This window comes from Arthrobacter sp. PAMC25284, assembly GCF_019443425.1.
Classification (GTDB): domain Bacteria; phylum Actinomycetota; class Actinomycetes; order Actinomycetales; family Micrococcaceae; genus Arthrobacter; species Arthrobacter oryzae_A.
Genome location: NZ_CP080382.1, coordinates 573,720 through 596,905, shown reverse-complemented (window position 1 = coordinate 596,905; position 23,186 = coordinate 573,720). Strand labels below are relative to the sequence as shown.

Below are 23,186 nucleotides of genomic sequence, written 5' to 3'. Positions count from 1 at the left end.
CTCATGGGAAAGGTCCGCGGAGCCGGATACGTTGCCTCATCTGAAAAGGTCCGGGAGCGGGTCGGCGCGGACATCCTTGGAGGATGGGACTGACGATGAGCCAGCGGAAGGCTGTCACGGTGATCAAGGCCAGGGCCTATGCCCGGGGGAACCGGTCCGAGAAGATACGGACTCTCGATGAGCTGGTGGAGCTCACGGGCTGGAACCGGGATTATGCCAGGCGGGCGTTGCGGCCGGCGTTGGAGCTCAGACCTGTCGGTGTCCGGGCGCCGCACCCGTGCGTGTATGGCTACGGGGTCATCGAGGCGCTGGTGGTCTGCTGGGCGGTGCTGCGGGCTCCGGCGGGCAAGCGTCTGGCGCCGATGTTGCCGGTGCTGGTGCCGTTGCTGCGCCGGGACGGGGAGCTGGCCCTGACCGATCATAGGCGTCGCTGTTGATGCGGATGAGTGCAGCGACGATTGACCGCCGGCTGGCCCCGGAACGGGCACGGCTGGTGCTGCGGGGCCGGTCCCATATCAAGCCCGGGTCGTTGCTGAAATCCCAGATCCCGATTCGGACAACGGCTCCGAGTTCATCAACGAGTACCTGCTGGAGGACTGCCATGCCCGGCAGATCACGTTCACCCGGTCCCGGCCCGGGTACGGGAACTCGTCGGCTATTACCGCTACGACACCGCCGCCGAGCTGGAAAAACTCAACGACATCTGGGAACTTGACGCGCTCTTCACGAACTACCTGCTCCCGCAGCAAAAACTGGTATCCAAAGAACGCCACGGAGCGAAAGTGACCAAGAAACACGATGCCGCGCTCACCCCGCACCAGCGTGCCGCCAGCCACCTCGGGGTACGCAAGCGTCCCTTGATCACCATGAACGCCCAGCTCAAACGGATCAAACCCGCGGCGTTGTCCCGGCAGATCCTGGCCCTGACCGGTCAACTCGAAACACTCGCCCAGGCCAAATCCACACCGCGGGACTACAAGATCAACACCTGGTTCAACCCGCCCCGGAAACGGACCTTTTCATTTGAGGCAACGAAGCAACCCTCCCGGACCTATTGACGTGAGGCAACAGGGAGCCGGCGGCAATCCGCACCGCCGCTACTCCCCCGGCTCCTCAGGCCTGCGGCCTAAGTGCCGTCTGCATGGTCCGCACGAGGGACCGGTACCCCGGATTTTCCGGCAGTTCATCGACGAGGACGGTGCCGCCGGGTCCCGCCAGGGGGATGCACCAATTCGGATACTCCGTACTGGTCCCGGGCTGGTTTTGCGTGCGGGTTTCCCCGACTGCGTCGACCAGCGCCACGCCCAACAGCGACGAGGGCGTCAAGGTGCTGAACGCATAGAGCGCCTCGACCATGGCCCGCGTGTCCGGGGCGGCAGATTCCGTGGCGGACTCGCCGGCGGCAACTGGCTCCGGCAGCAGGCCGCGCTCCCGAACCAGGGCCAGGACCGCCTCCTGCTCAGCGATGGCCGCGGCGCGTTCTTCCGCGACAGGGCGGCCGAGCAGGCCCAGCGATTCCCGGAGCGTCACGTGCTCACCGGCCAGATAGCCCGCCGTTGGCGGCAAATCGTGGGTGTTGGCGCTGGTCAGGCACTGCTGCCGGTAGCGTTCCGGCGGGATGGGACCGTTCGCATCATGCTCGAACCAGAGGATGGAGGTACCGAAGATGCCCCGTTCGGCCAGGTAATCGCGGACCCACGGCTCGAACACACCCAGGTCTTCCCCGATCACGACCGCCCCCGCCCGTTGCGCTTCCAGGGCCAGGATGCCAATGAGGGCCTCATGGTCGTAGTAGACGTATGTGCCGTGCGCGGGCCCTGCTCCTTCCGGAATCCACCACAGCCGGAACAGGCCGAGGATGTGGTCCACGCGGACCCCGCCGGCGTGCCGTAGGACCGTCCTGAGCATGTCCCGGTAGGCGGCATACCCCGACTCGGCGAGTTTGACCGGGTGCCAGGGCGGCTGGGTCCAGTTCTGGCCCTGCTGATTGAACATGTCCGGCGGTGCGCCCACGGTCACACCGCGGGCCAGCACGCTGGCGAGCGTCCAGGCGTCGGCTCCGCCGAGTTTCACGCCGACGGCCAGGTCATGGATGACACCGACCGGCATACCGGACTGCCTGGCCGAATGCTGTGCCGACTCGAGCTGCTGGTCGCACAGCCACTGCAGCCAGCTGTGGAATTCGATCCTGTCGGCGAGACGCGTCCGCAGTTCCGCACAGTAGGCCGTTCCCGGCGAGGCGGCCTCAGTGGTCCATTCCGGGGCGGACGGTTCCAGCCGTTCGGCGAGCGCGCTCCACAGGGCGAAGTCCTCAAGACCCTGCCCCTGCCCCGTGCGGAAGGCCGTAAACTCCCTGTTGCGGTCTGCGTTGCGGGGCACAGTGAAGAGGTGTTCCAGCGCCGCGAGCTTTGCGGCATAACTGCTATTCCGGTCGAGCAGGTCCGCCGACAGGTTTGCGGTCTGCTGCTCTTGAGCATCACCGATGATGCCGGCCCGGGCTTCACCGTCCAGACCGGCGTACTCGGGGATGTCTTCAACCCGCAGGTATAGCGGGTTGAAGAATCGACGGCTGGTGGGCAAGTACGGCGAATCTTCGATCGGCGGGCGGGGCTCGGCCGCGTGCAACGGGTTGATCAGGATGAAGCCGGCCCCGTCGTGCGCGGATACTGCTGCGAGGTCCGCCAGATCCGCGAGGTCTCCGATGCCCCAGGACCGGCGGGACCGGACCGAGTAGAGCTGTGCTGTCAGCCCCCATTCCCGCCGTTCCGCGAGCGCATCGGCGGTGCGAAGCCGTTGCGGCGTGACCACCAACTGGCATTCGGCCATACCGCCGTCGGTGTCGGCCTGCAGGGTGTGCCAACCGAGCGGAAGGTGATCGGGGATGCCGAAGGTCGCCCGGCCGGTGAGGACGCCGTCGACGTCGACCGGCTCATCCCAGTTCTCCCGTTGGGCGGCTTCATGGCTGGTCCCGTCTTCTGCGATGATCCGGACGGCGACCCGGCGGCCGTGCGGAACGTGGACATTGACCTCCGCGGATCTGCCCTCCCGGACCACCAAGACCGGCGGCAGAATGCGCCGCCACGGTGCCAGCCGGGCCTCGTGCAGCGAGCGCTGCACTTCCCCGGCCCCCTGGGACGGGATACCCAGTGCTGTGAGGACGCTGTGCAGGGTGCCTGCCTTCACCGGGTATTCGGCCCCGTCCCACCCCCGGTAGCTCGTCCCAACCCCGTGGGCCGCTGCGAGTTCCAGCAGGTATGCGTCCGCGATATCCGCGCTGTCGTGGTGCTTACCGTCCGCCATGGGCCCACTCTAAGCGCTGTCCCGCGGGGGTGGGCCGTAACGGCACAGATGACGTTGGCCCGTCACCGGTTCACGGAGAGCCGGTTCGCCGGAAATCTATCGCCTGAGGGCCAGGGCCAGGCGGTGGGGGCTCCCGGCGTCGGGCCGGAAACCTCCCGCACTTCCTGGCCCGCCTCAGCCCGGCGTCCGGGCGTAGGTCACTGCGTGCATCGGGGTCATCGGAAATGATCCCAGCCCGGTAAACCCGTGCTTGTCCAGGAGCAAATCGTAAGCAACGCGTGGCAGGAGCTGATCGTCGATCTGCGCCTCGAAGAACTGGACGCCGGACATCACGCGCCCGGGAACGGTCCGCAGGCCTTCATCCGTGCTGGGGAACGGGAAGTCGGAGATCACAAACCACCCTCCCGGCTCCAGGGCCGCCTTGATCCGTTCGGTGACGGCGTCAATGTCCCGGCATTCGTGCATCGAGAGATTGTTGATGATGAGCGCCGCGGGAGTATCCAGGACCATGTCCTCCAGCGGACTGCAGACCAGGGTTACCCGGTCGGCCAGTCCCGCGTCCCGCACCTCTGCCCGGGCCTGATCGATGGAGTGCTGGTCGCCGTCGACGCCGACGATGTCGCATTGGGGAAAACTTTGGGCCAGTTTGATGAGTCCCTGCCCCGCGCCGCACGCGGTGTCGACTATGCGCCCTCCGAGGTGCAGGCGTTCGGCGAGGCCTTCTATCTGGCTCAGTCCGCCCGGGATCAGACGGGTGTTGAAAGGCTTGCTCGCACCCTTGACGCTGTCGATCCAGTCCGGACTGGTGTCATCCCACCAAAGCCTTGCGCCGCTGTCGAGGTTTGCCGCAAAACGGTCGAACATCTCCGGCTGGCGGACCAGCGGGAACAGGCCGCCCATGAAAGCCGGGGAGGTCTCATCCAAAAGCAGTGTTGCCATGTGCGGCGCGAGGACGAAGCCATCGCCCTGCCGGTCCAGAATGCCGGCGCCGAAGCCGCCGCGGCACCAGACGGACACATACAAGTCATCGAGGTCCATCCGGTCCGCGATCTCATTGGCCGTACTCCCGGGGTTGTCGGCAACAAACCGGATAAGGCCGGATCGAATGCCCATTTCCACCGTCCGGACGGCCATATAGCCGGCAATCTGTCCGAGCAGGGCCGCACCTTGCTCCTGCGGTGTTGGTTCCGCGACGGGCGTGCCCGGCGTGGTCTCTAGCGTTGTCATGATCTTCTCCTCTTTCAGCCATCCAGGCGGACGGCCAGTTGGTTGAGGTCCTTTGAGCATGCGCCGCGGTTCAGGGGGTGTCCAGCCCCACCGACTGTTGCTTAATGCGTTAGTAGTCACTAACGTATCAAGGGTGCTGGATGTCCTGGAAGTTGCCGCAGAGCCGAACCGGCGCAAATTGCTGCATCGTCTGGCGTCAGGAGAACTGGCCGCGGGCGAGTTGGCGGCCGGGTTCAGCGTGAGCCGCTCCGCCATTTCGCAGCATCTGCTGCTCCTGGAAAAGGTCGGCCTGGTGACCGCCCGCAAGCAGGGGCGTCACCGGTACTACCGGCTCGATCCCGGCGGCATGGGCAGGCTTCGGCAATCGGTGGACCGGTTCTGGACCGACGAACTCGGCCAGCTCGCCGCGGACGCCCTGAGCGCAGCGGAGCAATGGAAGAGCCCCGGAGTACCGCAATGACCAATCCCAATATTTTCCCCTCGACCCCCTTAAAGGACCAGCTCATGAACTTCACCAAGACCGTCCACCTGCCGGTCGGCGCCGATGAGGCTTTTGCCCTGATTACCCAGCCGGAGGGCCTGCGCCGTTGGCAGACCGTCGCAGCGCGCGTTGATCTGAGGGTCGGCGGCGACTACCGCTGGACCGTTACCCCCGGACACCACGCTGCCGGCACCTTCCTGGAAATTGAGCCGGGCAAGCGAGTCGTTTTCACGTGGGGATGGGAATCCGGCATGGAACTGGCACCGGGGGCCTCGACGGTCACCATCACCCTCGAGCCCGATGCCGACGGTACGCTGCTGACACTCGAGCATGGCGGGCTGAATGAGGCCCAGGCCGCCGCCCACGCCGAGGGCTGGAACCACTACCTGGACCGGCTGACGGCCGAGTCCTCCTCCCCCACCGGGGCCGGCCCGGACGACTGGGCTGCGGCACCGGCGTCCATCGACCCCTTCAGCGCCGCGGAGGCTTCCCTGGCGGTCCTGCAGGGTGTGCTGCACTGGCTTACGCCCGCAGACAGGGAGAAGCCGACGCCGTGCGAAGACTTCACCGCCCACGGGCTGCTCGAGCACCTGGCCGCGTCGCTCACCGGCATTGCTACTGCGCTGGGCGCCCCGATCACCGACCGCCATGATGCGGCCCCCGAGGTCCGGATCGCCGATCTTGCCCAGCCGCTCCTGGAAACCTTCTCCCGCCGCGGACTGGGCGGCACGATCGACATGGGCTTCGCGGAACTCCCTGCTCCTGTCGTGGCCGGCATCGTGAACCTGGAACTGCTGGTGCACGCGTGGGACTTCGCCCAGGCCAGCGGGCAGACGCTCGTGGTTTCAGAGGTCGTCACCGAGTACGTCCGGGTGCTCGCCCGTGAAACCATCTCGGAGCAGGTCCGCGCCGGCGGAAGCTTCGCGGCGATCCAGCCAACCGCAGAGACCGCCGGCAGCCTGGAGCGGCTGATGGCGTTCACCGGACGTTCCGTCACCGCCTGACCCGGCACCCTTCGCCCTAACAAAAAATCAAACAAAGGATCGCCATGACCAAGTTCGTTTTTATCTACCACGCCCCGTCGACGCCCCTTGAAGCTGCACCCCCGGCGCCCGAGGACATGGCTGCTGTTATGGAACAGTGGCAGGCCTGGGCCGGGAAAGTCGGGACCGGAATGGTCGATTTCGGAACTCCATTGGCTGGCGGCGTCCGGGTCTTGTCCGGCGGATCCACCGCCCCCAGTGAGCGCAACGTCGTCGGGTACACCATCATCGAAGCAGCCGACGCCGGCGCCGCCCTCGAACTGGCCAGGCAGCACCCGCACTTGAACATGCCGGGCGGCTGTGAGATCGAGGTCCACGAGGCCCAGCAGGTCCCCGGGATGTAATTCGCTCCCGCCCGGTTTCCAGCAGGGAAGGGCCGGGCCCAGTCTGGCGGACGACCCCCGGCGCGGCCTCGTGCCGGGGGTCGTCCGCGCGTTGGTGGCTCCGCTGTCCGGCTACGGCTACGGCTAGGCTGGCGGGCGCCGCAGGTGTGTCGGCGCCGTCCCGGGCACCTGCAGACCTAAGATCGGGGTATGACGCCCGCTGCCTCCCCTGAGCCGCCGGCCGCAGCCGCGGCGGAAGAGCCGCAGGTCACCGTCCGGTTGAAGGGACAGCTCAGCATCAACGATGTGCTTCTGGAACTCGGACAAGCACCGGTCCTGGACCCTTGTCCGGACGCTGACGCCGGAGACACCAACTTCTTCTGAAGGTGCTGTCGGGCCGGATCCGGGCCGGCAGCAGGCAGCAGGCAGCAGGCAGCAGGCAGCAGGCAAGAAAAAATTACCCTCTTGCCGAAGAGACGGAAACCGTTAATCTGGCTAGATAGGGGCCGGCCGCAGGGCTTCCGGACAACCGAGGACGTCCGGCACGCCCTGTTTCGTTCAAGGAGGAATCGTGTCACAAAGCGCACCGTACCCGGTGGCTCCCGGCTACGTTCCGGCACCCACACCCGGCAAATCCCTGGGGCTTGCCGGCTTCATCCTGTCCCTGCTCGGGCCGCTGACTGTTCTCGGCCTGATCCTGAGCATCGTTGGCCTGGCACAGTCCCGGAAAGTGAACGTGAAAAACGGGTTCGCTGTGGCCGGCATCGTCATTGGCTCCGTGGGGACCATTATCTTTGCGCTCCTGATCATTGCCGCGGTTGTTGGGGCGGGCGCCCTGCTTCAGCAGTGCGCTGAGCTTGGACCGGGCGTCCACCAGGTCAACGGAGTGACCATCACCTGCGGAGGATGACCCCGGACTTCCGGGCAGCCGGGTAGGACCCGAGGCGCCGCCACGCTAGCCTGAAAGCCTATGATCGACGATATTTCCCGCGAGCTCGGCACGGTGCTGACCCTCGCCGCACCCGTGAACCCGGCGGAGACATGGTGGGACCGCATCCTGGCAGGGTTCACCCACGCCCCCAGCCCGCAGGTCACCGGCACTGAACTCGCCGTGGTGATCCTCTTCGCCGTCGCGGTGTCCCTGCCCCGGGCCAGTTGGCGGTATTTTGGCCTGCTCGCGACCGTCACCCACGAACTTGGGCATGCGTTTGCAGCGTTGATGACCGGGCAGCGCCTGGGCGGTATCCGGCTCAGCCTGGACCACTCGGGCACCACCACCACCTACAGCCGGGGCGGCCTGCCGGCGGCCTGGTCCACCTTCTGGGGCTACCCGGTCCCGGCGGTCGTCGGCTCCGTCATGGTCTGGTGCGGCTTCAACGGGTGGGGGCCGGCGGCCATGTCCGTGGGCACACTGGTACTGCTGGCCTCGGTCGTGTTCCTCCGCAACGGAATCGGCCTGCTGATCACGGCCGCTACGGTCCTGGCAGCCTCGCTCCTGGTGCTCTTTGTGCCGGCGGAATTCAACGGGCACGTCATGATCGCGCTCGGCCTGGCGCTTCTGGTGGCCGCAGTCCGGGATCTGGGAAAACTGGCCAACGTCCACCTGCGGCACCGGCACCGAATGCCGACGTCGGACGCGTACCTCCTGTACCGAGCGACGAAGGTTCCTGCCGTCATCTGGATCGCCGCCTTCGCGGCCGTGGTAGCGGGATCATGGTGGGTCGCGTGGCAGCCCGTGGCAGAGGTTCTCGCTGTCGCGTTCGCCCAGGCCGCCCGCACAGCCTGACTGCGGAAAAGTTCCGCCCGCTGTCCGGCCGGCCCACACCGCATTCGGACCCGCCGCCGGCCCCGCATAGGCTGGAGGGATGAGCCAGAAAACCGAGAGCACCAGTCACTCCACCAAAGGCGCCTACGTCACGGGTGGTCAGGAATTCACCCGGGACACCAACTACATTGAGGACCGGATCACCCGGGATGGAGCCGCCAGCGGCGATGGCGGGCCTGGCTGGCCGGTGGAACCGGGCCGCTACCGGCTGGTCGCCGCGCGTGCCTGCCCGTGGGCCAACCGGACCGTGATCGTGCGGCGGCTGCTCGGCCTTGAGGACGTCATTTCCCTCGGCCAGCCCGGCCCCACCCACGACGCCCGATCCTGGACATTCGACCTGGATCCCGGCGGCGCCGACCCCGTGCTGGGCATCGAACGGATCCAGGAGGCCTACTTTCGCCGGTTCCCCGGGTACCCCCGTGGCATCACCGTGCCAGCAATCGTGGATGTGCCCTCCGGCCAGGTGGTGACAAACGACTACGCCCAGATCACCCTGGACTTCTCCACGGAATGGGCCGGGTACCACCGGCCGGGTGCCCCGGACCTGTATCCGGAACACCTGCGGGAGGAGATCGACGCGGTCAACCGCCGCGTGTTTACCGAGGTGAACAACGGCGTCTACCGGTGCGGCTTCGCCGGTTCCCAGGCGGCTTACGATTCAGCCTTCGACCGGCTGTGGACTGCCCTGGACTGGCTGGAGGAACGGCTCACCGGTCAGCGCTACCTGGTCGGTGACACCATCACTGAAGCGGACGTCCGGCTTTTCACCACGCTGGTCCGGTTCGACGCCGTCTACCACGGACACTTCAAGTGCAACCGGCAAAAACTCAGCGAGATGCCGATGCTCTGGGCTTATGCCCGGGACCTCTTCCAGACCCCCGGATTCGGCGACACCATTGATTTTGTGCAAATCAAGCAGCACTACTACCTCGTGCATGAGGACATTAATCCCGCGGGGATCGTACCGCGGGGCCCTGAGCCGGGGGAATGGCTCACCGCTCACAACCGCGAGGCCCTGGGCGGGCGGCCATTCGGGGACGGCACTGCGCCGGGACCGGTCCGGGCCGGAGAGGAAGTCGCGGCCGGGCACGCAGCGGCCTAGGCTGGTTTTATGCCAGTTCCCTCCGCCCAGCCGCCGGCTCCATCCCCCCTGTCCGCCCACCTGTCTGCCGGCTTCACCGCGCCGGAGTTCGTGGGGGTCCGCGAACTGTTCGATTCCTTCCTGGTCGAAGACCCGCATTACAGCGCCCAGTTGGCGGTTTACCGGGACGGCGACAAGGTCCTGGACCTCAGCGGCGGTCCGCTGCTCACCCGCGGCGACCTCACGGGCACCTACTCCTGCTCCAAAGGTGTTGCCGCCTTCGTCATCGCCCTCCTCGTCCAGGACGGAAGCCTGGATCTGGACCGGACCGTCTCGTCCTACTGGCCCGGGTTCGGCGCCCACGGAAAGGACCGGCTCACGGTAAGGGAGGCGCTGTCCCACCAGGCCGGGCTGCCCGGCCTGGCCGGCGGCTTTGCCCTGGCAGAATTCACCACTCCGGAGGCGGCGGACCGGCTGGCAGCCGCGGCGCCGCTCTGGCGCCCGGGCGCGGCGTTCGGCTACCACACCCTGACGATCGGGATCCTCATGGAGGAGCTCTGCCGCCGCACCACTGGTACAACCCTGCAGCAGCATTACGACGAGCGCATCCGCCGCCCGTATGGCGTCGACTTCTTTCTGGGCCTGCCCGAGGACGAGGAACCGCGCTACCGGGCAGTGCTCCACGACGCCGATCCCGCCGGGCCGTGGCTGGATCCGATGAGCATGGACGGGATCAGGAGCAACGCACCCGTGAGCAGTATCATGGAACTCCCCAACCACCGGGCCGTCCGCGCCGCCGGTATGAGCAGCGCCGGCGGCGTGGGTTCGGCGGAAGGGCTCGCCCGCCTCTACGCTGCCGGCACGACCGGGGTGGACGGAGCCGCCGCGTTCCTTAATCCCGCCACGATCGGCCTCATGGCCGCGGAACAGGTCTCCGGGCTGGACCGGTGCTCCGGCGCGGCGAAGGCGTTTGCCGTGGTGTTTATGAAGCCCCATCCCGGCCAGGCCTTCGGCAGCCACCTGGCTTTCGGGCACGACGGCGCGAACGCGGCGCTGGGGTTCGCGGACCCCGGCTACGGCCTCGGCTTTGGATACGTGCCGCGGCGAAGTGAGGAAGGCGGCACCGGCGGCCGGGCGCAACGACTGTCCGCGGCCGTGCGGCGAGCGGCCCAAAGCGGTGTACGTTGAGCGCACGTAAAGCCTGCAGACCTTCAGCCCCGGGCGGGCCGGGATGAGCCGTCCGGACGAGGCAGACGCGCCACCCCGGGCGCCGGCGCGGCGGGCCTGGCGGCTTGTGGCCGGCAGTGTCTCCAAGGCACTCCTGTGGCCACGGCTGCAGCTCGCGGCCAAAGCCGGGCTGGCGGCAGGGATTGCCTACTTCATCGCACCGTTCATGCCGGGCTCGGCAGCAGACTACCCGTATTACGCGCCGCTGGGTGCGCTCGTGGCGATGTACGAAAACGTTGCCGGATCCATCCGTCAGGGGCTGCAGACCCTCGTGGGGCTGGGCCTCGGGATTGGCCTGGCGTTCTTACTCTTCAGCCGCGGTAATCCGTCGCCGTTCACCGTCGCCATCGTGATGGGGCTGGGCGTCGTCCTCGCTGGACTGCCCCGGCTGGGCTCCGGCGGCGACTGGATACCGACGGCGGCACTGCTGGTACTGCTGGTGGGCGGTCATGATCAGGACCGGTTTTCGTTTGGCTACCTGCTCCAGATGGGGGTAGGTGTGACGGTGGGCATCATGGTGAATCTTCTGGTCTTCCCGCCGCTGCATTTCCGGGCGGCCACGCTCAGCATTGCCGAGTTGCGGCGGGCCCTGGCCCGGCAGCTTGGGGACATGGCAGCGGCGTTGCGGGAAAGCTGGCCGCCGCAACGCGAAGACTGGTCCCGCCGCTCCGAGAAACTCGCGTTATCCGCCCGGTCAGTCCGCCAGGCGGTGCAGAAAGCCGACATCAGCCGGCAGGCCAACCCGCGGCGGGTGCGGTACCCGCACGACCTGGAGCGGGACTACCGGCACCTCCGGGAGCTGGAAAGCCTCACATTCCACGTTCAGGACGTGACCCAGGTCCTCGCCGACGTCATCTGGGATCAGGACACGCCGTTCGTCGTGCCGGCGGAGTATACGGAGCCGCTGGCCCGGGCGCTGGCGGACGTGGGTGCTGCGCTGAAGGCCCTCACGGACGAGGACCCGAAACACCGGGTGGACCGCACGGCGCAAGCGTCCGGCGCCGTGACCTCCCTCGCGGACGTGGTGGCCGCCGGGCCCTCGACGGACGATGCCCCTGGCGCTGTCGAATCCATCCTGCTCAGCCTGCACCGGATGATGCGCATTGTGAACGCCCATCAGGCCTAGCAACGGACGACGGCACTGGCCGGACCCGTCAGCGGAGCTAAATGGCCGTCACCGCTCCGCTGAAGTGCCTGCGGCCGGAGCGGGAATTCCATGCAGTGTAATCCGACCGCTGCCACGCACCGGTGTCATCCTGGCCGGTGCTGATCTCCAAGGCCACCCGTGCCGGCAGGAACACCGGCGCGTCAAAGGCCACCTCCCAGCGGAAGGAATCGCCCTTGACGGCGCCGACATCCGCCAGCGCCCTGGAGGCGAGGTACATGCCGTGGGCGATGGATCGGCGCAGCCCCAAAGCCTTGGCGGTCAGGACGCTCAGGTGGATCGGGTTGAAGTCGCCGGAGACGGCTGCGTAGGCGCGGCCGGTATCAACTCCCAGTTGCCACATTGCGGTGGGATCAGGTGCCGAGAAGGGCACAGGAGCCGACGACGCGGACGGTTTGTCGATTCCAGGCAGGAAAACGCCCTTTGCCAGGTAGGTGGAGACGCCGCGCCACCTGATGGCCCCGTCCCCCGCACCGCGGACCTCGGCGACGGCATCGAACTGCGTGCCGGCCCGGTGCCCGCGCAGGTTCTGCACGGCGGCGCGAAGATCCAGGGCCTCGGTGAAACGGACCGGCGCGGACTGCTCCACCGTGTTCCTCAGGTGGATCATGCCCAGCAGAGGCAGCGGGAAGTCGTCGCGGTTCATCAGGCTCATGGCCAGCGGGAACGTCAGCGCATGGATGAATCCGGCCGGGAGCACATCGCTCGCTGTCTCGCCAAGCAGGTGCTGGTAGGCGGTCAGGTTCGCAACATCGGCCCGTACGCCCCGCACCTCATGACGGGACTCCGGGAGCGCCGTGCCGGCGAAGGTGCCGAGAACCCTGCGCCGTGCGGCCGTGGCGGCCGCATTCACATAGAGCTTCGAGAGGGAGGGCAGCTCGCCCAGGATCACGGGCTGGGAATCGTTCATGCGCCGACCAGATTCTGCCCGCAGACCCGGAGCACCTCGCCTGAGATGCCGCCGGCCGCATCGCTGGCCAGGAAGGCAATGGCCTCCGCGACGTCACCGGGCCGGCCGCCCTGCTGCAGCGAATTCAACCGGCGGGCCACTTCACGGGTGGCGAATGGAATCCGCGCTGTCATGTCCGTTTCGATGAAGCCCGGCGCCACGGCGTTGACGGTGCCGCCGTGTGCGGCCATCAACGGCACTGTGGCGCGGACCATGCCGGTGACACCGCCCTTTGACGCGGCATAGTTGGTCTGCCCGCGGTTGCCTGCGATCCCGCTGGTGGAGGCTACTGACACAATCCGCGGCGAGCCGCGGAAGTGCGCTGAGGCCAGCAGTGCCTCGTTGATCCGCAGTTGCGCCGCGATGTTAACGGCCAGAACGGAGTTCCAGCGGCCCGGGTCCATGTTGGCGAGCAGCTTGTCCCGGGTAATGCCGGCGTTGTGCACCATGATGTCCAGGCCGTGGTGGCGCTCCACAGCGTGGTCGATGATCCGCTGTCCGGCGTCCGGCCGGGTGATGTCCAGCTGCAGCGCCGTACCCCGGACTTCATTGGCGACCTCCGCCAGATGGTCGCCGGCAGCCGGGACGTCGACGACGATCAGGGTTGCGCCGTCGCGGTACAACGTGCGGGCAATGGCGGCGCCGATCCCCCGGGCTGCCCCGGTGACGACGGCGGTCTTCCCCGCCAGCGGTTTCGCGGCGTCGTCCGGCAACCTGCCGCCTCCGGAGCTGACCGTGAGGAACTGGCCGTCCACGAAGGCGGAGCGGCCGGAGAGGAAGAAACCCAACGCGCCCAGGGTACTCGGGCTGGTGGTCTCCGCGTCATCGCCGAGCAGGACGCCGTTAGCCGTGGCGCCGGCGCGAAGTTCCTTGGCCAGCGAACGCAGGAGTCCGTCCACGCCCTGCCGTGCCGCGGCCGCGGCGGGATCCGCTGCGCTCGCGGCGGTCCGGGACACGCTGATGAAACGGGCGTTCGGCGCCAGATCCCGCAACGAACCGGCAGCGGTCAGGACCGGTTCAGCGAGATCGTCCGGGTGTGCGAGTTCGTCGAGGACCAGGATGATGGCGCAGAGCTTTTCTTTCGGCACGGCGTGGCGGCGGACATCCAGGTTCCAGGCCAGGAGGGCGGCGGCGAGTTCGTCGGCGCCACGGGTGGATCCCTGGACCAGGACCGGGCCGTCGACAAGGGGGGCGTCCGGCCGGTGGCGCCTGAGAATGACCGGTTGGGGCAAGCCCAGCCGCTGCGCGAGGTCCTTACCGAAGCCCCTGCTCACGAACCGGGTGTAGTTATCTGTCATGGGGTCCTCCTAGTGGGCTTCGAGGATGGCGACGACGCCCTGGCCGCCGGCGGCGCAGACTGAAATCAGGCCGCGGGCCGGGCGGCCGTCCACCTGGCCCTTGGCGTGCAGCATTTTTGCCAGCGAGGCGACGATCCGCCCGCCGGTCGCGGCAAATGGGTGTCCGGTGGCGAGCGATGAACCGTGGACGTTCAGTTTGGTCCGGTCGATGCTCCCGAAGGCCCCATCGAGGCCGAGCCGGGTGCGGCCGAATTCCTCGTCCTCCCAGGCGGCCAGGGTGGAGAGTACCGTGCCGGCGAAAGCTTCGTGGATTTCGAAGAAGTCAAAATCCGCCAGGGTGAGGCCGTTGCGGGCCAGCAGCCGCGGAACAGCGAAGGCGGGCGCCATGAGCAGACCGTCCTTGCCGTGGACGAAGTCCACGGCGGCCGCCTCGCCATCGACCACCGTGGCCAGCTTCGGCAGGTCGTGCGCGTCGGCCCACTCCTCGGAGGCCATCAGGACGGTAGCGGCACCATCAGTGAGCGGTGTCGAGTTGCCGGCCGTCATGGTGGCTTCGGCGCCCAGGTTCTTCCCGAAGACGGGCTTGAGCGTGGCCAGCTTTTCACGGCTGGTATCGGGGCGCAGGTTTGAGTCCTTGCTGAGGCCCCGGTAGGCGGTGAGCAGGTCATCGAAGAAGCCTGCATCATAGGCCGCGGCAAGGTTTTGGTGGCTGTTGAACGCCAGTTCATCCTGGGCTTCCCGGGTGATCTTCCACTGCGCGGTGGTCAGGGCCTGGTGCTCGCCCATCGACAGGCCGGTCCGCGGTTCGCCGGTGTTGGGAGCGTCCGGAGTCAGGTCCTTTGGCCGGAGGCGGCTCAGGATCCTGAGCTTCTCCGGCATGGACCTGGCGCGGCTGAGGTCCAGCAGGGCCTCGCGCAGTCCTTGGCTGACAGCAATGGGGGCGTCTGAGGCGGAATCAACGCCACCAGCAATGGCGGAATCGATCTGGCCGAGCCGGATCTTGTTGGCGAGGCCGAGGACGGTTTCCAGGCCGGTGGCACAGGCCTGCTGCAAATCATAGGCCGGGGTCTCTGCGGACAGGGCCGAGCCCAGGACAGCCTCGCGGGTCAGATTAAAGTCCCTGGAGTGCTTGAGTACGGCCCCGGCGGCGACTTCGCCGATCCGTTCATCCTGCAGGCCGAACCGGGCGATCAGGCCATCCAGCGCCGCCGTGAGCATGTCCTGGTTCGACGAGCGGGTGTACGCGCCACCGGTACGGGCGAACGGGATCCGGTTGCCGCCCACGATCACCGCTTTGCGGAGCTGGGACACTGCCGGTGTCCCCTCAGACGGGACGGGATCCTGCGGTCCTGGGGCGGACTGTCCATGGACGGTCATGACTGTCTCCTTTGCTCAAAGCGGGTTACTGATACCCAGCGTACCTGATACGCTGAGTATCGTGAACATGCTTCCCGCCGATTTGCCTGACCCAGGCGCCCACACCGGCCCTGGTGCCCATGATGGCCGCGCCACCCGCTGGCAGTCACACCGGGAGGAGCGCCGCCGGGAGCTCATCAAGTCCGCCCGCAAGGCCGTCCACGCGCTCGGCAGTGATGCCTCGATGGAAGACATCGCCGCCGCGTCCGGAACATCGAAATCTGTCTTCTACCGATACTTCGGCGACAAGGCGGGATTGCAGCAGGCGGTCGGCGAGGTGGTGCTCAGCCAAATGCAGCGGCGGATCCAGGAAGCAGCCGAGGGTGCCCAGACCCCGCGCGAAGGCCTGCTCGCGATGGTCTCCGCCTACCTTCAGATGGCCGAAACGAGTCCCCACGTCTACACCTTCGTCACCCGGCACGCCTACGGTGATCCCGAAGCCGGGACGGGTGCGAACGCCGGAGCGGGCGCCCTGGGACACTTCTTCACCGCGATCAGCGACATGATCGCCCGCCCCATGCGCGGATACCTCGGCGCCGGACCGGGCAGGGAAACAGTCATCGGATACTGGCCGAACGCCGCGATCGGCCTGGTCCGCAACGCCGGCGAACAATGGCTCGCCAGCCCGGCCTCGCCCACCAAACCTGACCAGGCCGGGATGGCCCGGCAGATCACCGATTGGCTCTGCCTGGGGATCGCCCCCGAACTCCGGGCCACGGAGCCAGCACCCTGAAACGTCCCCGCCACACCAGCGGAGCACCTCCTCTGTCCGAACCAACGAAGGAATCGACATGACTGATCTCGCGGACCGCACCGGCGGCCCAACCCCGGCGCCCGCACCGTCGGTGACGGCGCCTGCCGCACCGTCGTCGGGGCACGTAACCCCCGTCGTCGACGTCGCGGCGCTCGGCGAGCAGCTGCTGGGCCGCTGGGCCGATATCCGCCGCCAGGGCCCGCACGCTTGCGGCCCATCCTGAGCTGCACAAGATCGAAGGCATGCCCCACACGGAACACCGGCGCCGGGTCTTCGCCCAGCTGCAGTACCTTGTTGAGAACAACGCCGTCCACCGGGCATTCCCGAAGTCAGTGGGGGGCGAGGAAGATCACGGGGGCAACGTTGCCGGGTTCCAGGAGCTCGTGATTGCCGACCCGTCGCTGCAGATCAAAGCGGGCGTGCAGTGGGGGCTCTTCGGTTCCGCCGTGATGCATCTGGGCACCGAAGAGCATCACCGCAAGTGGCTGCCCGGCATCATGAATCTGGACATCCCCGGCTGCTTCGCCATGACCGAAACCGGTCATGGCTCGGATGTGGCCAGCATCAGCACCACGGCGAACTATGATGCGGACACCGAGGAGTTCGTCATCCACACCCCCTTCCGCGCGGCGTGGAAGGACTATATCGGCAACGCAGCGATCGACGGCACCGGCGCCGTCGTGTTTGCCCAGCTCATCACGAAGGGCGTCAACCATGGCGTCCACGCCTTCTACGTGGACCTGCGTGACCCCGTCACCAAGGACTTCCTGCCCGGCGTGGGTGGCGAGGACGACGGCGTCAAGGGGGGACTCAACGGCATCGATAACGGACGGCTGCACTTCACCCACGTCCGGATCCCGCGCACCAACCTCCTGAACCGCTACGGCAACGTCGACGCCGACGGGACCTACAGCTCCCCCATCGCCAGCCCCGGACGGCGCTTCTTCACCATGCTCGGCACCCTCGTCCAGGGCCGGGTCTCCCTCGACGGCGCTGCGGTGACCGCCGCGAAGATGGCCCTCACGACGGCCATCCGCTACGCCACCGAACGCCGCCAGTTCAACGCCTCCTCCGCGACCGACGAGGAGGTCCTGCTGGACTACCAGCGGCACCAGCGCCGGCTCTTCACCCGGCTGGCGACCACGTACGCCGCCGGCTTCGCCAGTGAACAGCTGCTGGAAAAATTCGACGACGTCTTCTCCGGGCGCACGGACACTGATGAGGACCGGCAGGATCTGGAAACCCTCGCCGCCGCGCTCAAGCCACTGAGTACCTGGCATGCCCTGGACACCCTCCAGGAGTGCCGCGAGGCGTGCGGTGGGGCCGGGTTCCTGATTGAGAACCGGTTCGGCTCGCTGCGCGCGGACCTTGACGTGTACGCCACCTTCGAAGGCGACAACACGGTGCTGCTGCAGCTGGTCGCCAAGCGCCTGTTGGCCGACTACGCCAAGGAATTCCGGACAGTCAACTTCGGCGTGCTGGCGCGCTACGTCGTGGGCCAGGCCGCCGGCGTCGCCATCCACCGCACCGGCCTGCGCGGGGTTGCCCAGTTCGTGGCCGACACCGGTCAGGTGCAGAAGGCGGCGACCGCCATCAAGGACGAAGCCAGCCAGCGCGCCCTGCTCACTGACCGCGTCCAGACCATGGTCGCCGAAGCCGGCACCGCGCTCAGGGGTGTCAACAAAATGCCCCAGCAAAAAGGCGCCGCGCTTTTCAACAAGCACCAGGATGACCTCATCGAAGCGGCCCGGGCGCACGCGGAACTGCTCCAGTGGGAGGCCTTCACGGAGGCTCTCGGACACGTCGAGGATCCGGGTACCAGGAAGGTGCTGACCTGGCTCCGGGACCTCTTCGGACTGTCACTGATTGAGAAGAACCTGTCCTGGTACCTCATGAACGGGCGGCTTTCAATGCAACGCGGCCGCACGGTGGGCGATTACATCAACCGGCTCCTGGTCAAGATCCGTCCGCATGCCGTGGATTTGGTGGACGCCTTTGGCCTCGGCCCCGAACACCTCCGCGCCGCCGTAGCGACCGGGGCTGAAAAAACCCGCCAGGACGAAGCCCGGGACTATTACCGGACACAGCGTGCCAGCGGTACCGCCCCGGTGGACGAGAAAATCCTGCTCGCCCGCCAGGCCCGGACGGCCAAACCACAGGCCGGCTGACGGCACGGGCCGTCCGGGGGTTCCCCGGCAAGTGAACACAACGACGGCGCCACCCCTCACCGGGGCGGCGCCGTCGCTATGTTTCAGGAAGCAGACAGAACCGGGTCAGGAAGCACCCCCAGGCAACACCGAGCGGTACACCTCGAGCGTGGTTTCGGTGATGGACTCCCAGGAGAAATGCTCCTCGGCACGGCGCCTGCCGGCCTCGCCCATAGCCCGGGCTCGGGCCGGATCCGAAACGACCTCGGTCAGCGCGGCGGCGAACTCGGTGACGAACTTTTCCGGATCGAGCGGGGTGCCCGTGCCGTCCGTGACCTGTTCGATTTCCACCAGCAGCCCTGTTTCGCCGTGCTGCACCACTTCAGGGATGCCGCCGGTCGCGCTGGCCACCACGGCCGCGCCGCAGGCCATGGCCTCCAGGTTGACGATGCCCAGCGGCTCGTAGATGGACGGGCAGGCGAACGCGGTGGCGTGGCTGAGGACCTGGATGAGCTCCGTACGGGGCAGCATCCTTTCGATCAGCACCACACCGCTGCGCTGCCCCTGCAACTCCTCGATCAGGCGTGCGGTCTCGGCCGCGAGCTCCGGAGTGTCTGCAGCGCCCAGGCACAGGACCAGCTGGACGTCCGCCGGCAGTTTCGCGGCAGCCCGCAGCAGGTACGGGACGCCCTTCTGCCGGGTATTGCGGCCGACGAACACCACACTGGGCCGGTCCGGATCGATGCCGAGGGCACGGATCGCCTCGCTGTTCTCGTCGCGGGTCCACATGCTGACGTCGATGCCGTTGTGGACCACCTTGACCTTGGCAGGATCCACGTCGGGGTAGCTGCGCAAAATGTCCTGGCGCATGCCCTCCGAGACGGCGATGATGGCCGCCGCCGCTTCGTAGGCGGTCTTCTCCACCCACGAGGACAGGGCGTAGCCGCCGCCGAGCTGCTCGGCCTTCCACGGCCGCAGCGGTTCCAGGCTGTGCGCGCTGAGCACGTGCGGGATGCCGTGCAGCAGGGACGCCAAGTGTCCGGCCATGTTGGCGTACCAGGTGTGCGAGTGCACAAGGTCCGCTCCCGCGATGTCGGGGACGATTCGCAGATCAACGCCGAGGGTCTGGAGGGGCCGCGTTAGCGTCCGCCAGGTCCGCAGGCGTGGAGTATGAACTCACCGTGGCCCCGTGGTAATCCGTGTCGCGCGGGGCTCCGAATGCGCGGACCTGAAGGTCCACGTGCTTGGCAAGCACCCTGCTCAGTTCCGCCACATGGACGCCGGCGCCGCCGTAGATCTCGGGCGGAAATTCTTTAGTCACAATATCTATTCGCACGATAACTAAGGTAGTCGTTCCCGGCTATCTGATCTAGTGTGAAGGAGTCCGGGAATACCGGGCGGCAGGGGCGTTTCGAGGATGTACAGGGAGTTACCACTATGCCGATGACGAAGAAGGTTCTGGCGATTGTGCTGGCTGGCGGCGAAGGCAACAGGCTGATGCCGCTGACGGCGGACCGCGCAAAACCTGGTGTGCCATTTGCCGGCAGTTACCGGCTGATTGATTTTGCATTATCCAATCTCGTGAATTCGCGCTATTTGCAGATTGTGGTTCTTACCCAGTACAAATCCCACAGCCTCGACCGTCACATTTCCGAGACCTGGCGGATGTCCACGCAACTGGGAAATTATGTCGCTTCCGTACCCGCGCAGCAGCGCGTCGGCAAGAGCTGGTTTTTGGGCAGCGCCAACGCCATCTACCAGTCCCTGAACCTGATCCGCGATGCCAACCCGGACATCGTCGTCGTCGTCGGCGCCGATCACGTCTACCGGATGGACTTCTCCCAAATGGTGGAGCAGCACGTCGCCAGCGGTGCGAAGGCGACCGTGGCCGCCGTCCGCCAGCCGCTGTCCATGGCTGACCAGTTCGGCGTCATCGAAGTCGACCCGGAAGATCCGCAGAAGATCGCCGCTTTCGTCGAGAAGCCCGCCAGCACCCCCGGCCTCGCCGCTGATCCCACCCAGTTCCTTGCCTCCATGGGCAACTACGTTTTCGACGCCGATGCACTCGTCCAGGCGCTCCACGATGATGCGGAGCGCCTCGATACCAAGCACGACATGGGCGGCGACATCGTGCCCTACTTCGTCGACAAGGGCGAGGCCGGTGTCTACGACTTCACCCTCAATGAGATCCCGGGATCCACCGAACGGGACCGCACCTACTGGCGTGACGTGGGGACCATCGATTCTTTCTACGACGCGCACATGGACCTCATCTCACCGATGCCGGTGTTCAACCTGTACAACTCCGAATGGCCGATCTACACCCGTCAGAGCATCTCACCGCCCGCCAAGTTTGTTCGCGGCCGTAACAGCGTCGTAGGCACGGCACTTGATTCCATCGTCTCAAGCGGCGTCGTCATTTCCGGCGGCGTTGTGGAGGGGTCAGTGGTGTCCAGCGACGCCTACGTCAGTTCTTACAGCCGGGTAGTGGATTCAGTCCTGATGGACAAGGTCATTATTGGCGAAGGTGCCGTGGTCAATCGCGCGATCCTCGACAAGAATGTCCGCGTTCCCGCCGGGGCGGCGATCGGCCTGGACCCCGACCTGGACCGGGCCCGCGGTTTTAAGGTCACCGAGTCCGGCATCACCGTCCTGTCCAAGGGCCAGCACGTGCCGGAGCCCGACGACGCCGAACGCGCCCTGGCGGCCGCGAACCTGCACCTCGTACCGGACGCGGTCCGGGCCGCCACGGAGAGCTGGCCGGAACTGCGGGAGCCCGCTGAACAGGCCGCCCAACGCCGGGCCGCGATGGCCGCGGGCGATTCGGCGAGGCACTCGACCAACGCCTAGCCACATACACGGCAGCGTGAGGGGAGCCCGGCGTCCGGCCGGGCTCCCCTCACGCTGTAAAATTGGTCCAATGAGCTCCCCCGATTTGCCAGCCGAACTGACCCCTGAGGAAATTCAGGCCTGCCTCAAGGTCCTGGACAGCATCCACGTCTACGACGAGGAGCACCCGGACTACGTTTCGGTCCGCCGCGCCACTGGAAAAATGTTCAAGGCTGTCAAGCGGCACCGCCGGGTGACCAAACGGGACCTGATCGCCGAGTCGGACCGCGCCGTTATCTCCCAGACGGCGACGGCGGCCCCTGACCGGATCGACGACGAGACCCGCGGCGACAAGCTCGCTTCCTCCGCGACGGGGAAGATTGCCGGGCACCTGATCAAATCCAGGCCCTGCTACATCTGCAAGAACCACTACACGCAGGTGGACGCCTTTTACCACCAGCTCTGCCCGGAGTGCGCGGCTTTCAGCCACGGCAAGCGCGACGCCCGCACGGACCTGACGGGGCGCCGGGCCCTCCTGACCGGCGGGCGGGCCAAGATCGGCATGTATATCGCCCTGCGGCTCCTCCGCGACGGCGCCCACACCACCATCACCACGCGCTTCCCCAAGGATGCCGCACGGCGGTTTGCCGCCATGGAGGACAGTGGCGAATGGCTGCACCGGTTGCAAATCGTCGGTATCGACCTGCGTGATCCGTCGCAGGTCATGGCCTTGACCGACTCCCTGGACGCGGCCGGCCCCTTGGACATCATCATCAACAACGCAGCCCAGACCGTTCGTCGCTCCGGCAACGCCTACAAGCCCCTGGTCGACGCCGAGGATGAGGCGCTGCCCGCCGAACTGCAGGCCGCCAACGGCGGCCCCGAACTTGTCACCTTCGGCCACGCCCACGACAAGCACCCGCTCGCGCTGGCCAGTACCGTGCTGGACCATCCGGTGCTGGCCGGGGACGCCATCACCTCCCTGGCCTTGTCCACGGGCTCGGCATCCCTGGAGCGCATCGCTTCCGGCACGGCCATCGACGCCGGCGGGCTGGTCCCGGACCTCGCGGCCGTTAACAGCTGGACTCAGGTTGTTGACGAAGTCGACCCTCTGGAGATGCTCGAAGTGCAGTTGTGCAACGTGACCGCGCCGTTCCTGCTGGTCAGCAGGCTGCGGGCGGCCATGAAACGCTCGACCGCCCGGCGCAAGTACATTGTCAACGTCAGTGCCATGGAGGGACAGTTCGCCCGGGCCTATAAGGGCCCCGGGCACCCGCACACCAACATGGCGAAGGCTGCCCTGAACATGATGACCCGGACGAGCGCCCAGGAAATGCTCGACGCCGACGGCATCCTGATGACTGCCGTGGATACCGGCTGGATCACGGACGAACGGCCGCACTACACCAAGGTCCGCCTGATGGAAGAGGGCTTCCACGCGCCTCTGGACCTGGTGGACGGCGCAGCCCGCGTCTACGATCCGGTGGTTATGGGCGAGTCGGGCGAAGACCAGTACGGAGTCTTCCTCAAGGACTACAAGCCCAGCCCCTGGTAGCGGTTCGACGGTTCGACGGTCCGGCGCCAGCGGCTGCCGGTGCCGCTGCGGGACTTTAGGCCCTGATGGACGCCGTGGTTGGTACGTAGGGTCGCTTCATGAACACGATGACCCCGCAACCGGACCACTCCCTGTCCATCGACCAGTGCTGGGCGCTGCTTGATGCAGAACCCGTCGGTCGGGTTGCACTCATCGTCGACAGCCATCCGGAGATCTTTCCGGTGAATTTCGTTCTCGAGCGCCGGACGATTGTTTTCCGGACTTCCGGCGGCACAAAACTCTGGGGTGCCATCACCGCCAAGCCGGTCGCGTTTGAGATCGACGGCTACGACGCCCATGAGCAGACGGCGTGGAGTGTCATGGCCCGGGGTGAGGCAGAACTGATTGACGGCCAGGCGGAGAAGGACGCCGCCGACGCGCTTTTGCTCGAGCCGTGGCAGCCGGGCGAAAAAAACTTCTACGTGCGCGTGGCTCCCAGGGCGCTGACCGGGCGCCGGTTCAAGGTTAACGCGCCGGATCTGTGGAAGACCCGGCTCTCGGACCCGCGCCGCTCGGTTTTCGAATAG

General features: G+C 66.9%; 20 protein-coding genes and 2 pseudogenes. 16 read left to right on the top strand and 6 right to left on the bottom strand.

Annotated elements, in window-relative coordinates:
* Positions 1 to 95: 95 nt before the first annotated feature.
* Positions 96 to 437, top strand: coding sequence for a hypothetical protein (locus tag KY499_RS02750; protein ID WP_219886151.1), 342 nt, complete (start codon positions 96 to 98; stop codon positions 435 to 437).
* A 345-nt stretch (positions 438 to 782) separates the two neighbouring features.
* Positions 783 to 1,058 carry a hypothetical protein gene (locus KY499_RS02745; RefSeq protein ID WP_219886150.1) on the top strand — a complete coding sequence of 92 codons (276 nt, stop codon included), beginning with the start codon at positions 783 to 785 and terminating at the stop codon, positions 1,056 to 1,058.
* Positions 1,059 to 1,113: 55 nt separating this feature from the next.
* Here KY499_RS02745 and malQ read toward each other — a convergent pair whose 3' ends face one another.
* Positions 1,114 to 3,300 (bottom strand): 4-alpha-glucanotransferase, encoded by a 2,187-nt coding sequence (gene malQ / locus KY499_RS02740; RefSeq protein WP_219886149.1) that lies wholly within the window; start codon positions 3,298 to 3,300, stop codon positions 1,114 to 1,116.
* Between the two features lie 174 nt (positions 3,301 to 3,474).
* On the bottom strand, positions 3,475 to 4,527 hold the full coding sequence (locus KY499_RS02735) for a trans-aconitate 2-methyltransferase (RefSeq protein WP_219886148.1): 1,053 nt from the start codon (positions 4,525 to 4,527) through the stop codon (positions 3,475 to 3,477).
* A 133-nt stretch (positions 4,528 to 4,660) separates the two neighbouring features.
* Here KY499_RS02735 and KY499_RS02730 point away from each other — a divergent pair, with 133 nt between their 5' ends.
* The 9 genes from KY499_RS02730 (at position 4,661) to KY499_RS02690 (ending at position 11,633) form a co-directional block, all read left to right on the top strand.
* Positions 4,661 to 4,987 (top strand): helix-turn-helix transcriptional regulator, encoded by a 327-nt coding sequence (locus tag KY499_RS02730; RefSeq protein ID WP_258190912.1) that lies wholly within the window; start codon positions 4,661 to 4,663, stop codon positions 4,985 to 4,987.
* Positions 4,984 to 6,012 (top strand): TIGR03086 family metal-binding protein, encoded by a 1,029-nt coding sequence (locus KY499_RS02725; RefSeq protein WP_258190911.1) that lies wholly within the window; start codon positions 4,984 to 4,986, stop codon positions 6,010 to 6,012. Before KY499_RS02730 ends, KY499_RS02725 begins: the two co-directional genes overlap by 4 nt.
* A 44-nt stretch (positions 6,013 to 6,056) precedes the next feature.
* Positions 6,057 to 6,395: a hypothetical protein gene (locus KY499_RS02720; protein WP_123253533.1), complete on the top strand. Its 339-nt coding sequence runs from the start codon at positions 6,057 to 6,059 to the stop codon at positions 6,393 to 6,395.
* Between the two features lie 189 nt (positions 6,396 to 6,584).
* Positions 6,585 to 6,758 carry a hypothetical protein gene (locus KY499_RS02715; protein WP_183164358.1) on the top strand — a complete coding sequence of 58 codons (174 nt, stop codon included), beginning with the start codon at positions 6,585 to 6,587 and terminating at the stop codon, positions 6,756 to 6,758.
* Positions 6,759 to 6,945: 187 nt separating this feature from the next.
* Positions 6,946 to 7,284 carry a DUF4190 domain-containing protein gene (locus KY499_RS02710; RefSeq protein ID WP_148045126.1) on the top strand — a complete coding sequence of 113 codons (339 nt, stop codon included), beginning with the start codon at positions 6,946 to 6,948 and terminating at the stop codon, positions 7,282 to 7,284.
* Between the two features lie 60 nt (positions 7,285 to 7,344).
* Positions 7,345 to 8,160 carry a M50 family metallopeptidase gene (locus tag KY499_RS02705; RefSeq protein WP_219886147.1) on the top strand — a complete coding sequence of 272 codons (816 nt, stop codon included), beginning with the start codon at positions 7,345 to 7,347 and terminating at the stop codon, positions 8,158 to 8,160.
* A gap of 79 nt (positions 8,161 to 8,239) precedes the next feature.
* Positions 8,240 to 9,301 (top strand): glutathione S-transferase family protein, encoded by a 1,062-nt coding sequence (locus KY499_RS02700; RefSeq protein ID WP_123253530.1) that lies wholly within the window; start codon positions 8,240 to 8,242, stop codon positions 9,299 to 9,301.
* Positions 9,302 to 9,310: 9 nt separating this feature from the next.
* Positions 9,311 to 10,468 carry a serine hydrolase domain-containing protein gene (locus KY499_RS02695; RefSeq protein WP_219886146.1) on the top strand — a complete coding sequence of 386 codons (1,158 nt, stop codon included), beginning with the start codon at positions 9,311 to 9,313 and terminating at the stop codon, positions 10,466 to 10,468.
* 43 nt (positions 10,469 to 10,511) lie between these two features.
* Positions 10,512 to 11,633: an aromatic acid exporter family protein gene (locus tag KY499_RS02690; RefSeq protein WP_219886145.1), complete on the top strand. Its 1,122-nt coding sequence runs from the start codon at positions 10,512 to 10,514 to the stop codon at positions 11,631 to 11,633.
* A 37-nt stretch (positions 11,634 to 11,670) separates the two neighbouring features.
* On the opposite strand, the gene KY499_RS02685 is transcribed toward KY499_RS02690, so the two are convergent.
* The 3 genes from KY499_RS02685 to KY499_RS02675 are packed head-to-tail and all read right to left on the bottom strand — an operon-like array spanning position 11,671 to position 15,296.
* The gene (locus KY499_RS02685) at positions 11,671 to 12,582 is read right to left on the bottom strand and encodes a MaoC/PaaZ C-terminal domain-containing protein (protein ID WP_123253527.1); all 912 of its coding nucleotides are present in this window, start codon (positions 12,580 to 12,582) and stop codon (positions 11,671 to 11,673) included.
* Positions 12,579 to 13,919 (bottom strand): 3-oxoacyl-ACP reductase, encoded by a 1,341-nt coding sequence (locus tag KY499_RS02680; RefSeq protein ID WP_123253526.1) that lies wholly within the window; start codon positions 13,917 to 13,919, stop codon positions 12,579 to 12,581. The genes KY499_RS02685 and KY499_RS02680 overlap by 4 nt, the downstream gene beginning before the upstream one ends.
* Before the next feature lie 9 nt (positions 13,920 to 13,928).
* On the bottom strand, positions 13,929 to 15,296 hold the full coding sequence (locus KY499_RS02675) for an acetyl-CoA C-acetyltransferase (RefSeq protein WP_219886144.1): 1,368 nt from the start codon (positions 15,294 to 15,296) through the stop codon (positions 13,929 to 13,931).
* Positions 15,297 to 15,363: 67 nt separating this feature from the next.
* Between KY499_RS02675 and KY499_RS02670 the strand changes: the two genes are divergently transcribed.
* Both KY499_RS02670 and KY499_RS02665 read left to right on the top strand, forming a co-directional pair.
* A complete protein-coding gene (locus KY499_RS02670; RefSeq protein ID WP_258191053.1) occupies positions 15,364 to 16,068 on the top strand; it encodes a TetR/AcrR family transcriptional regulator in 705 nt (234 codons plus the stop codon).
* 58 nt (positions 16,069 to 16,126) lie between these two features.
* Positions 16,127 to 18,257 (top strand): annotated as a pseudogene (locus tag KY499_RS02665) (acyl-CoA dehydrogenase).
* A gap of 105 nt (positions 18,258 to 18,362) precedes the next feature.
* Here the strand turns inward: KY499_RS02665 and glgA are convergent.
* Positions 18,363 to 19,572 (bottom strand): annotated as a pseudogene (gene glgA, locus KY499_RS02660) (glycogen synthase).
* Between the two features lie 101 nt (positions 19,573 to 19,673).
* On the opposite strand from glgA, the gene glgC reads away from it, so the two are divergent.
* The 3 genes from glgC to KY499_RS02645 all read left to right on the top strand — a co-directional run bounded on the left by glgC (position 19,674) and on the right by KY499_RS02645 (position 23,186).
* Positions 19,674 to 21,086 carry a glucose-1-phosphate adenylyltransferase gene (gene glgC, locus KY499_RS02655; protein ID WP_123253521.1) on the top strand — a complete coding sequence of 471 codons (1,413 nt, stop codon included), beginning with the start codon at positions 19,674 to 19,676 and terminating at the stop codon, positions 21,084 to 21,086.
* A gap of 70 nt (positions 21,087 to 21,156) precedes the next feature.
* Positions 21,157 to 22,620, top strand: a complete 1,464-nt coding sequence (locus KY499_RS02650) for an SDR family NAD(P)-dependent oxidoreductase (RefSeq protein WP_123253520.1) — start codon at positions 21,157 to 21,159, stop codon at positions 22,618 to 22,620.
* A 98-nt stretch (positions 22,621 to 22,718) separates the two neighbouring features.
* Positions 22,719 to 23,186 (top strand): pyridoxamine 5'-phosphate oxidase family protein, encoded by a 468-nt coding sequence (locus tag KY499_RS02645; RefSeq protein ID WP_123253519.1) that lies wholly within the window; start codon positions 22,719 to 22,721, stop codon positions 23,184 to 23,186.